This window comes from Enterococcus sp. GPZ-007 (assembly GCF_059374735.1).
Map to the genome: position 1 here is coordinate 1 of NZ_JCAFYN010000073.1, position 12,473 is coordinate 12,473.

Below are 12,473 nucleotides of genomic sequence, written 5' to 3' on the forward strand. Positions count from 1 at the left end.
ATTAGTAAAATCTGAACAGTTCGAGTCTGTGGCATCAATTCTGGCAAAAATTCTCTGAATTATTGTTTTATTTGCTTTTTCATCCTCGTATGATTTAACTTTTAACAATTGTGTAAGTCTTGGATATAAAAGTTGCCTAGTCCACTTTTTTTCTCTTTGGATCTTTTCAAAGTGCGCAAGCAACCATAATTCAAAACACTCGTTAGAAAAGCAAACCCCTATATTATTTGCTTTTGCTAATGCAAAAGCTTTTTCAATAGCTTCCCAAGAGTCATCATCCTTGTCAAAAACAACTAATATTTTATCTATTTTTTTCTTCTCAGTAGAGCTCATTTTATCTAATGACCTCAAAACATGATTTACTAACTCAATTGATTGACCTAGCTCACCTTTCGTTTTCACTTTAATATTAGGTAGTCTATATTTTTGTTTTAACAGATCAAAATAGATTTTTTCTGTCATTCCTTCACAATAAATTCTGATTTCTTTTCTTAATGGTCTGTTTTGAGACTTTCTACCCATTTTGTTCACTCTTCTTTTGACAGTTTAACGCACTCATCATACCTTCGTAATCTATACTAGGTAAAGCTCCAAACTGTCCCTTCATATATCTTGAAAAGAAAGAAATATCATCTCTAGATGAACCATTGAGTTCACTGAAATCAAAAATAGAATACAAATGACTAAGTCCCTTAAAATCTTTTTCAACTAACCAAATTTGATCTTTTCTAAGCTCTGAATCTAGAAGCTGTAATTCGTGTGATGACAAAATAAACTGATTATTATTATTTTTTGTATTAAAAATTTTTACCAATGCTTTTGCAAGTTGTAGATGCAAAGCATTATCAAACTCGTCTATTAAAATAACTTTTCCTTTGCCAAGATTATTGACTAAAGTTAACGCAATGGAAATTAATTTCTGATTTCCTCGAGACTCAGCACCAATACTAATTTTACTTTTTCCTATTACCTTATTTTGTTTATTATATTTTTTGTAGACAGTATACAATTTTTTTGTAACAAACTCATTTTCAACTACTTGTTCACTTTCTAGCTCCTCACCAATTAACTCCATTACCTTTTTCATTGCTGGCGTCAATTCTGTTACATCATCATTTATATCAATATCAATAATATTAGTATCTGAAAAGGCTAAAAAACTTAGCAAAGCAGATTTAGCTTCTTCATCATTCTCAACGTTCTCAAGATATTCATCAGGTATTTTGTTATTGAAAAAGATTAAATCTGAATCGAACCATTTATAAACATCTTCCGCAAACTTATTATTTTTATTTTGAAGATTAAATAAGAATAATGAGTTTTCTCTGGTTTCTTCTGCAATCTGTCTCAAATCTTTTGGTAAAATAGGATATTCTGTCCCATTTCTTTCAAAATAAGTAATAAACTTATTCCCTTCTTTATAAACAAGTTTTTCACTTAAAAATTTATCTTTATTATATGAAATAGAATAGTTATACATTCTACCTTTGTAAAATGATACTTCGAACGTAGTCCCCTTTACATTTGAATTAACTACTTTACAGGGTGAATAATATAATTGATCGCCAATTTTATTTGTTGGGACTAAAACCATATGAGTCATTCGAGCTAAAGCAGCAAACAAATTGGTTTTACCAGAAGCATTGGCCCCAAATAGAATGGCATTTTTTAACAGACGAGTTTTACCAGCAAAAAAAGTGTGTGTATCATTGTATTTTCTCAATCTTTCTCCAGTTTCCATGCTGAAATATTCTTCGTCACCATACGATAAGAAATTTTTTATCTTCATATCAATAAGCATATTTTTTCCTCCTAAAAACGAAAATCCGTTCTTTCAAGCTCAGTATAACATATTTCCATTCTTTTTTTCACGTTAAAAACGTTTTTTCGTTTTTTACATAAAGATCAGTAACTCTTAATAAGTTTTCTCTCTTGTTACGCCCCGCCGCATCATTCATCGCGTATATTATAAATATCAAAAAATCTGAGGCGGGTCGAACTATATAAAATGCAATTAATGGTTACCCATATTCTCACGATAAAAAAAAGGAATTGTACCTGACAATATCAAATACGATTCCTTCTATTTATTTTATAGTCCTACTTATGATAAGGCCCTGCATATCATAAGTAAATGATATCTGTCCTAACCCTTGGTATTAAAGGATTTTCTATCTATTATTCTAGAAAAACGGAAATTGGCTACTTGTGATATGGTTCCGGGTATCACAACCAATTTCTATTTTGCCTCTTATGATACGGTATACCGAAGTATCACGTACAATTTTTATTCATTTCGATAGTGATTGATACTTATTATCCGTTCTGCTCCTTTCGCTTGATCATCCATAGCGTATGTTTTCACACTTGCTATACTGTAATGCATAATCAGACTTCGTAGAAGAAAGGGGCATCTAATATGAAAATGGAGACGTTACACATAACTCGAAATAAAATGGAGATTTTTTCTTCTTCAAAAAAATCGCTATGCATTTAAACATCATTGAATGCATAGCGACAATTATTACTAAAACTATTTTTCTAAAGAAAGTATTCTATCTTCATCCTCTGAAGTAATTCCTTTAGCATTAACTATATTATTAGGAAAACTTATTTTTACAGAACTTGGTAAAATGGGGGTTTTTAATACATGAAAATTTGTTAATTCAATACATCCAATTTGATTTTCCTTAAGTCCACTATCGTATACCGTATTCATTCTACTTAAAAGTTCTTCTTTTGTTCGGCATCCATTACCCATTTTATATTTATCCCAAGCTTCATCTATCGAATAGACATTATAACCAGAGAATAATCCATAGCCCCGAATTAATCTTTCTCCTGTAATATTTTTAGAGTTCTTAACTAAGAAAAATACCTTATCCCCAACTTTTAAATCGTTCACATTTCTTGTATCTTTTCTCCAAAAATTAACTACTTCAATTTTTTTTTGCTTTAAAAATTCAAACCATACATCATCGGTAACCACTATTCTCCCCATTAATTTTCACTCCAAAAATAAAATTTATAGTATTCATGCTTTTCTTACTAAAGAATTCAGTTCCTCAATATAATCAGATATTTTCGTATTTATATCTTGCTTCAGCATCGCCTCGTTATTCTTTAAAATATCCACAATAGCTGTTCTTATACTTTCTCCCAGAATTTCCTTTATAGGCTCTGATATCTCCTTATTACTCATATCCGTTTTTATAAATATTTTTGAATTCAAATCATCATAAACATTAATAGAAAAGAAATCTGTTAGTCTATTTTTCTCATCTTGGTCATATCTATTTAGAGATTTAACATCTTCTTTTTCCCTATTATATTCAAAATTAAGCTGTTCAGAATGATAACCTTGATTTTCCATATAGGGATTGGGGGTGTTTCTGGATATATTATTCCGCAACTCTACTAATTCCTTAAGATCATTATGATCCATATCTAGTGCCTTGCCAATTTTATACACAGTTTCTTCTGTTGGGAATCTTTTATCATTCTCTATTACAGAAATGGCACTTTGAGAAGTTCCTATCTTATTGGCTAATTCTGTCATAGTATAATCTCTTTTTTGTCTCTGTTCTTTTAGTATTGTTCCAATAGATTTCATTATTCATCACCTAGATATATTATATCTAGCATTGTTTCAAAAAGCAATATCAATAAAAAAACATTTGACAAGAGATATATATCGGGATATACTCTGCTTAAGGATCATCAAAAAGGAGATGTTGGAAAATGAAAGTAACGAAAATATATTCACACAATTATGCTGAGTTGATATTAAAGGAAAAAGGAATGTTTGATAAAATTATCTCGCTACTCGATATCCCGGAAATACTTATGCAAAAAAAAGCTGCTCCTGCCATTAAAAATGATGTCAGGGATAGATTAGGAATTGAAGGCTGGACATTAGAAGCCTCGGTCAATGTTGCCTATAACTTGAAAATAAATGCTTTGAAAAATAGCGTTGCTCTAATGCTTCAAACTGGTAATATTACCAGAGCCTTCTATGATCTATTAAAATTTCAGGTTATGAAAGATAATTCTAGAATAGATGTAGCAGTTCTCATTGTTCCAACTACTGGCGCAGCCAAATCTTTAGGTAGTAACATTGCAAATTTTGAACGTATAAAGAGTGAACTTGCTCTATTTAAAAATATAATATCTGTTCCTTGTTTAATTATTGGAATTGATGAATAGGAGGAAAAATGATGATTAATTCTGTAGTTTCACAGTTTGAAAGAATTAACATAATTGAAAAAGCGATTTCTCAATCACAGTCTACGGAACCTGTTGTATTCAGAGGAGAACAGAAAAAATTTAAGCGCATACGTGTATCACATGATTTACCACTCTACAGAACAAAAAATGGAAGGACAACAATAGCTCAAAATACTCTAATCAATGATAAAAACTTAAAAGATAACGCCTTCACATCTGGAGAAGAAATTCCATTAATTCAAAATTTTCAACATGGTATATTACTTCATTTAGCTAAAAATAATAAAGGAAATATCTACAAAGAATTGGCTTATGTTGAACAACAACGTGAATCACTTTTAATGACTTTCGATGGTATCATTGTGAATGGCAACAGGCGTCTTGCTGCGATGAGAGATTTATATGCTATTGATCCATCAAAGTATTCTTCATTTTCACATGTTGATGTAGTTGTATTACCTCAAGAAGCTACTGAAAAAGATATCGAGGTAATTGAAACTGAGCTGCAATTAACTCCCGATACTAAATTAGATTACGGTTGGGTTGAAAGAAGACTAAAAATTAGGTATCAGCTTAATAAAATTGGGTTTGATCGAGAGGAAATTAAGAGGATTTATCGCTTCAAGCGCGAAGAAGAAATTAATGTAGAACTCCAGCAACTTGAACTTGCAGAAGAATATCTTAGCACATATTTAAATGACGCTAATAATTATGAATTGGTCTCTGATAAGGAACAACTATTTTCCGATCTTCAAAAAGCACTCCCCACAAATAAACCAGGAGAAGCTGAAGTACGCCGAAAAATTGGATTCTTAATCGCAAAAGAATCCAGAAATCTTGGTGATAGAGCTTATAGTTTTAAAAGTTTATTTGGTGATAATTTTGCAGAAGTGGTTTCAATTTTCGCTGAAGAAAACAATATACCTATAACAGGAGATATTAGTACTGCAGCTGAAGAATATGACGACTTAGACGATCTTGAAAGTTGGTTTGATGATTCAACTGAATTAGTTACAGAAATTGAAGAACAGTCTAACCCCTATTCACACTTAATCGAAGCCTTTGACAATTCTGAAAACACAAATGAAACAGCTGAATCATTGATAGCAATTCTAGAGTCTGTCAAATTGCAAGAAAAAGAAGAGAAATTGGGTAGAAAGGGACTTCAGGAAGCGCAAAATGCATTACGTGCATTAAGTAACATTGATCTAAATCACTGCGACACTTCTACTTTTGAACAATTACAAGGACAGTTGAAAGCCATAATAGACACTTCAAATAAGTTGCTTAACAAACTTTCTGAAAGATGTGATTAATATGAAGTTATTTATTGATTATAATTCATCAAAGCCTTCTACAATAGAAGTGTTGGAAGATTTTGATCCTCTCATCTGGAATCGAGTCAAATCTATAATAATAGAAAATCAAGGCAGCTCTATTATTTGGGAACTAAAAATAGAAACTGAATGGGCAACACTGCTTAGCAGTATTTCTTCACTGAAGAGGTTAAGTAGGTTGTTTCCAATTCAAATTTCTTACTCTGAACCTGCAAAAAAATTGATCACTAAATACATTGCTGAAAGAAGATCAGTACAAGCAGCAAATGGAACCCAGAAGATCTCATTAACACAAGAAGAAATTTCCCATGAGTTAATAAAAAAAGGTTTTACTGAGCGTGTTCTTAAGAATTTTCAAAATAAAGATGTTTCTATTCTAAGTAATCTTGCTCATGGCGCCAACTTTTCAGTTCCTGGAGCAGGAAAAACTACAGTTACATTGGCTAGTCACATTCTAACAAAGTCTGAAGATACTAAACTCTTAGTAGTCTCACCCAAAAATGCCTTTTCTGCTTGGGATAAAGTTATTACTGATTGTATGGATAAAGAACATTCCGATATGTATAAATTCACTAGATTAAACGGTGGCTATAAAAATATCCAAAAATTACTAAAAAACAATTCTAACTGTTACATAATAGGCTATGATCAATTAAGAAATTGTAAGTCGTTGATCTTTGAGTTCTTATCAACAAATAAGGTACACATGGTGTTAGATGAAAGTCATAAAATGAAAAGCGGATACAACTCTCAAACAGGAACTGCCTTACTTCAATTAGCTCATCTTCCAATTAGAAAGGATATTTTAAGCGGAACACCCATTCCAAGAGCTATTTCAGACTTAGAATCACAAATGGAATTTCTATGGCCTGGTCAAGGATTTTCTAAACGTTTAAAAAATACGAATATAAATTCTGTGTTATCAGGACTATACACTAGAACAACAAAAAAAGACTTACAATTAGCTCCTGCAAAAAAAATATATATTGATGTTGAAATGTCCGATGCGCAACTAGCTCTCTACTCAATTTCACGTAAAGAATTTTTGAAAAGAGCTGTAGGGATTAAAAGTAAGTCGAACATTGATATCTCAAAAACGAGAAAATCTGTAATGCAGATTTTACAGATATCCTCTAATCCCATATTACTTGTAAATAAAAAGACAAGAGATGATCCTTATAATTTCCCTTATGATGATCCAAATATTGAGGTCATTTTTAAAGCAATCCAAAAAGAAAAGGACTCACAAAAAATAAAAAAGGCTTGTTCGTTAGCTAGGGAAATTACCGAAAATGACAAAACAGCTAAAATAGTTATCTGGTCAGCTTTCACCTACAATGTTGAGCGAATTGCGCATCTTCTAAGTGATTTAGGTGCAGTATTTATTCATGGTGGTATAAATACAGGAGTTGAAGATGATATCAACACTCGTGAAGGTAGGATAAAAGAATTCCATGAAAATCCTGATTGCAAGGTATTAGTTGCAAATCCGGCTGCTTGTTCTGAGGGAATCAGCTTACATGAAGTATGTCATAATGCTATTTATGTCGATCGATCATATAACGCTTGTCATTATCTTCAGTCCATCGATAGAATTCATAGACTCGGACTACCAGATGACGTTGAAACCAATATTTATATATTAGAGTCTATCGCACCTCAAAATTTAGGAAGTATTGATCACTCTGTCCGAACTAGGACAACGGAAAAGATAAAGATAATGGATTCAGCATTAGATGATGACGATCTCAAGCAGCTTCTTTTGGATGAGGATGGAGACTTCACATCAGAACCTGATATTTTAATCGAAGATATCTTAGATATAATTTCAGTACTAACTCCTAAATAAAAAACAAGGTTTGACATCGTTCAAAATATTGATGTCAAACCTTGTTTTATTTTTGCCAAGTATCAGGCACTGTAGTTAATGGAGTATTTTGAGGTGGAGTATAAACAGGTTTATCTTCACGTTCTAACAAATTGCCATGATTAGCATCAACAGCTCTGTATTTTGCAATCTCATAATAAGAAGCCATGTAGTCAGATCCTACACCTCTACGATTTAATTCCATTGCCGCCACGGGCGCCGTCCCTACCCCCATAAAAGGATCCAATACTATATCACCTTCATTAGATAAAGCCTTAATTAATCGTTTAGCTAAGGCTAATGGAAATTGGCAGGGATGTTCTGTCTTCTCAACGTGATTTCCTTTTACATTAGGAATATCCCAAACATCTCCTGGATTTTTCCCCAATGGGTTTCCAGAAAATTGACCAGCTTTTGTCCCTTTATAACCCTTTTTACCGGGGTATTTCTGTGGAATTCTTACATCGTCTAAATTAAAAACATACTCATTATTATTGTCTGATTTAGTAAACCATAAAATAGTCTCATGTCTTCCAGAAAATCTATATGTAGAATTCAATCCGTGACCATAAGTCCATACAATTCTATTTCTTAATTTCAAGTTAAACTCTTTGAAAACTGGATATAAAACTAAATCTAACGGATGTACTTCAGCATTAATACCCGTACCAGAGACATAATTTCCTACTTGCCAACAGATACTTCCTGTAGGGGCTAGCTTTTGAACACACAATTGGATAATCTCTCGCTGCCAATCAATGTATTCTTCCAAAGTCATTCTATTTTCATACTCTTTCCCTACATTATAAGGAGGAGATGTGATAATCAATTGAATTGAATTATCTTCAAATTGATTCAATAAATCCATACAATCACCATTGTATAGCGTAATAGCATTTCGCTCTTCAAAAACCTGAGGTATATTCTCAAAAGTAAGCTCTTGAATTTCTTCAGGATTCATCATTAAAAATACCTCCATTAGTATATTAATTATTGTTGCATCATTTTAGATTATTCAGCCAATAGCAAACATACGTTCATGTTCGTTGACAGTAAACTTATTATAGATCTTTTTTTTGCCTTTGGCAAGAGCCTTGCAATGCCTTTTAAACCTTTTACCTCATTTTTATTCTCCTCCTATATACACATATTCAAATGTTACGCAGGTCCATAACGACTACCTTAGTTATTTCAAATACCTAAGGCATCGTTACAGCCTACATAACAACATACGCAATCTAAATCACTGAATAGAACGGTGTTTTTAACACAAAAGAAGTCGTATCTTTTTTATCAGATACGACTTTTTGATATAGCTCATTTAATTGAGTAACGATCTTTTGATCAAACTTCATATAGATTTTGATATCATCCTTATTTTTCTTATCAAATAAGATTTTATCAATGAACGTTCGGTAAATCTCTTTGATCACTTTTTTCTCACTCTGTTCCAGCAAATGATCTAGTGAAGAGACAATCTGTTGAACGTTCTCAACTTCAATTTTTTGATCTTTGTGAGAAAGGATGGTTAGAATCTCATTTTCTCTTTGTGTATGCAACATGATTTTTGAAGTAAGCTCATTGATACGACCGATTAGACTGGCATGTAATTCAGGACTATCCTCTAAAGCTTGTTGTAATCGATCAAGCTTAGGCTTTAAATCTAGCTTTTCTGTGGCAATGACTGCCAATTCCTGCTCTAAAGGAGCGATTTGCTCGTGCAACTCTCGATTCATTTCTTTAACCAATGAGTCAAGTATTTCTGGTACTTGAACAATTTCTTTTAGTCTTGCTGCAACAAAGTCTTCCGCTTTCTCTTTTCGAATAGAATTGGCATGACATCCTTTTTTTCCTTTACTTAGAAATTTTGAGCAAGAGTAGTAACGCAGTGTTTTCTTAGTACCATCTTTCAAAGTGTTTACGACTCCATTCGAACCCATCGGTGCCCCACATTCCGGACAACGCAACAATCCTGTTAGAACATTTTCACCAGTAAGATTCCAACTTGGTCGATCTTTTTCTAGTACTAAACGTTCTTGCACTGCCTGATAGGTAACTTGGTCAATGATTGGTTCGTGCTCACCTTTGACTAAAATCGGATTTGGATTCTTTCCTTTTCTTCGCTTGGTGTCCCAATTTAAATAACGTGCATACTCAATATAGCCAGCATAAATCTTGTTTTGAAGGATATCTCTAACTGCTGTTGGTGTAAACTTATTCTTTTTGAGTGTTTGATATCCCTGCCGATTCAGATAATTAGCAATCATTCGAAATTCATCTCCACCTAAGAATTTGGCATAAATCAATTGAACGATTTTAGCTTCTTCTGGCTCAATAATCAACTGCTTTCTACCGCCATCATCAAGACCACTAACATACCCTAATCGCCTTCCACCAGCATACCGTTTTTGATCTCGTACTAAGCTCATCATTGCCATAATTACATTTTCTGAAATCTGGTTACGCTCAAATTCCCCAAAACTGCCTAATAGCTGCAGCATTAATTTCCCAGAAGAAGTTGAAATATCAAAATTTTCACTGATCGAAAATAGCTCAATCCCCAGCTTAATGAATTCCTCTACTGTTTTCAAAATATCCAACATATTTCGACCCAAACGTGTTAACTTCCAGATAATAACAAGATCAAAATTCCCCGTTCTCGCATCAGCCATCATTCGTTGAAAAGCTAGACGACGTTTCGTAGATTTTCCACTTATTCCTTCATCAATGTATACATTTACTACCTCATAATCCATTCTTTCTGCATATTCACGAGCTCTCGCTTCTTGAGCTTCAATACTATGCCCTTCGATAGCCTGGTCCTGAGTGGAAACCCTGACATATAAGACTACCCTTTTTCTCTTTGGCAATTGACTGTTTTCCATTGTCAATTGCCGTTTAGATTGTTCTGTTACAAAAGATTTTTCTTCCATTTCCTCACCTTCCTACTTTTTGATACAGATATTTTCCGATAGGCCTTGGAGAAATACCCCATCGATTTTCTTATCTTTTTGAACTGTAACAACTTCTACATGGTCTAACAGAAGTTGCTGAATTGGATGCTTACGTAACTCTAAAAGCCGCTCTACTTGTGTCCGATAATTTCCTACAGGTATTACTTGTTGTGATTCCGACTCTTCAAGCCCACTTAGCAAATCTTTCATTTCATTCAAAGTAATCCTTCCATCTTCAAACTGTTCAACAATCTCTCGCCTAGATTGAGCATTTTTTTGATCCTTTTGTTTCTCTTTCTTTATCAACTGCTTCATCTGTGAATCAATTTCAGTAATGATTCCTTGATAAATTACATCTTCATTAACAAAACGCTTCAATATCTTTAATAGCATATTCTCCGTTTTAGTAGCAGAAACATAAATTCCCGGACACTCTCGCTTCGTACAATGATAATAATGCAATCGTTTTGTCTTACTATAATTCCATCGCTGTGTTGGGCTTAATCTTCGTCCACAGTATGGACAAATAATCTTTTTACGTAGGGGATATTCTCTATGATTAACTTTCGTGACATTCCGCGATTCTCGAATCGCTTGGGCTTTCTTAAACTTTGACTCACTGATTATAGGTTCAAAATTTCCTTTGTACTCACCAAAAGTCCCACCTTTTACGATGCCGTAGTAAATGGATTTATCTAAGATGTTCCATATGTTGTGAACTTTAAACGGATGGTCGTTAAAAAGATACCCCTCTTCAGTAAGCTTGTCTGCTAATCTTTTATAGCCATAATCACCACTTGCATATAATTCAAATAGTCGCTTCACTGCTTTTGCTTCTTGTTCGTTCTGGATAATTTTGCTTTCTATTAGCCGATAACCAAATGGAATAGCAGAAGAAATATAGTCTCCATTGCCTCTTTTGTACGCCAAACCATTACGAATGTTTTCAATGATCGTCTCACGTTGCATAGAAGCATTGATAAATAATAGCTGAACAAACATGGTTTTTAACGCTAGGCTTGATGATCCCTCTGGTAAAGGTTCTGAAATAGAAATGATTTCGACGTTATGCTTATGACAAAGTTCAACAAACTCTAACGCTTTTTGCGTTTCACGAAAAATCCGATCATATCTCCATACATAAAGCTTTCTTTTTATATAGGAAGATCGTATCTCTATAATCAATTTCTTTAAGGCTGGACGATCGTCATTTCCTCCAGATTTTCCCCGGTCACTAAAACGCTGTGGTATACATTCAGTATCTTCCAATGAACGACTTCGAATAATTTCCCACTGAGCATCATTTGACACTTTCTGTGTATCCCAGACAGAAGTTCGATCGTAACTATAAACCTGTTCCATAAAAATGCTCCTTACGATGAAAAAATAGAGGGCTAAACGCCCTCATTCTTGTTGCTTAATTCAGTGTCTTCCATATTTGGATCATGATGAAACAAGTATGGAAGTAATTGCTTAGCTAAGTCTCTTGTAAACGAATTGTTTGCTTCCATGATAAGCTCCTCCTTTTAAACTACGTACCAAGTTAGTTTTATTCGAACATTTTTATGACCAGGAGTAGTCGTATTGACTACCCCTGCTTTTTTTAGATTTGTCAAAGCGGCTGAGATACTGTTTTTCTTTAGTCCGAAACAACTTGCATAGACTTTTAAATGATTTGGATCAAATTGATTACCCGAGCCGACTATATTTTGTAAAAACAAGCTGAGTCGTTGCTCTCCTGTGAGTTTATGTTGCACAAAAAGCAAAGCTCCCCTCTGTCTTGCTAAGTATGTTAAGTATGGATACATATCTTATTCAACCTCCTTATTTCCTATCCAACTGATCTCTTTCATTTTAATTAAACCTTGTTGACTATTAGTCTTAACAGTCATGAGTATTCCTCCTCAATATTTATCCATCACTAATCTGTTATTCCGTGGTTTCAAAATTAGACTACGTATCAAAAATTGGTTTTAATAAATATCTTTACAGCTAGGAGTAACCAGCAAAATCACTCCTAGTTTTTTGTTTTATTCCCGCTTCATTTGAAATAGATTTTTTTCCATTTCTTCTACATTGAAAAGAATT

Annotated in this window: 11 protein-coding genes; 3 read left to right on the plus strand and 8 right to left on the minus strand. The window is 33.2% G+C overall.

Annotation, left to right across the window (positions count from 1 at the left end; translation table 11 throughout):
• The 4 genes from AC4J95_RS20355 to AC4J95_RS20370 all read right to left on the minus strand — a co-directional run.
• Positions 1-522: RloB family protein (locus tag AC4J95_RS20355; protein WP_494551424.1), on the minus strand; the 522-nt coding region annotated here is incomplete at its 3' end.
• Complete coding sequence (locus AC4J95_RS20360) at positions 515-1,801, minus strand: AAA family ATPase (protein WP_494551425.1); 1,287 nt, start codon at positions 1,799-1,801, stop codon at positions 515-517. The genes AC4J95_RS20360 and AC4J95_RS20355, both read right to left, overlap by 8 nt.
• 732 nt (positions 1,802-2,533) lie before the next feature.
• The gene (locus tag AC4J95_RS20365) at positions 2,534-3,001 is read right to left on the minus strand and encodes a hypothetical protein (RefSeq protein ID WP_494551426.1); all 468 of its coding nucleotides are present in this window, start codon (positions 2,999-3,001) and stop codon (positions 2,534-2,536) included.
• Positions 3,002-3,034: 33 nt separating this feature from the next.
• Positions 3,035-3,613 (minus strand): helix-turn-helix domain-containing protein, encoded by a 579-nt coding sequence (locus tag AC4J95_RS20370; RefSeq protein WP_494551427.1) that lies wholly within the window; start codon positions 3,611-3,613, stop codon positions 3,035-3,037.
• Between the two features lie 128 nt (positions 3,614-3,741).
• Here AC4J95_RS20370 and AC4J95_RS20375 point away from each other — a divergent pair, with 128 nt between their 5' ends.
• The 3 genes from AC4J95_RS20375 to AC4J95_RS20385 are packed head-to-tail and all read left to right on the plus strand — an operon-like array spanning position 3,742 to position 7,413.
• Positions 3,742-4,206 carry a BglII/BstYI family type II restriction endonuclease gene (locus AC4J95_RS20375; protein WP_494551428.1) on the plus strand — a complete coding sequence of 155 codons (465 nt, stop codon included), beginning with the start codon at positions 3,742-3,744 and terminating at the stop codon, positions 4,204-4,206.
• An 11-nt stretch (positions 4,207-4,217) separates the two neighbouring features.
• Positions 4,218-5,543, plus strand: a complete 1,326-nt coding sequence (locus AC4J95_RS20380) for a hypothetical protein (protein ID WP_494551429.1) — start codon at positions 4,218-4,220, stop codon at positions 5,541-5,543.
• A gap of 1 nt (position 5,544) precedes the next feature.
• Positions 5,545-7,413, plus strand: coding sequence for an SNF2-related protein (locus AC4J95_RS20385; protein ID WP_494551430.1), 1,869 nt, complete (start codon positions 5,545-5,547; stop codon positions 7,411-7,413).
• A gap of 46 nt (positions 7,414-7,459) precedes the next feature.
• Here AC4J95_RS20385 and AC4J95_RS20390 read toward each other — a convergent pair whose 3' ends face one another.
• The 4 genes from AC4J95_RS20390 to AC4J95_RS20405 form a co-directional block, all read right to left on the minus strand.
• Positions 7,460-8,395, minus strand: coding sequence for a DNA-methyltransferase (locus AC4J95_RS20390; RefSeq protein WP_494551431.1), 936 nt, complete (start codon positions 8,393-8,395; stop codon positions 7,460-7,462).
• A gap of 274 nt (positions 8,396-8,669) precedes the next feature.
• Positions 8,670-10,316 carry a recombinase family protein gene (locus AC4J95_RS20395; RefSeq protein WP_494551434.1) on the minus strand — a complete coding sequence of 549 codons (1,647 nt, stop codon included), beginning with the start codon at positions 10,314-10,316 and terminating at the stop codon, positions 8,670-8,672.
• A gap of 60 nt (positions 10,317-10,376) precedes the next feature.
• On the minus strand, positions 10,377-11,747 hold the full coding sequence (locus AC4J95_RS20400; protein WP_494551432.1) for a recombinase family protein: 1,371 nt from the start codon (positions 11,745-11,747) through the stop codon (positions 10,377-10,379).
• 164 nt (positions 11,748-11,911) lie between these two features.
• Positions 11,912-12,193 (minus strand): hypothetical protein, encoded by a 282-nt coding sequence (locus AC4J95_RS20405; protein ID WP_494551433.1) that lies wholly within the window; start codon positions 12,191-12,193, stop codon positions 11,912-11,914.
• Positions 12,194-12,473: the final 280 nt, after the last annotated feature.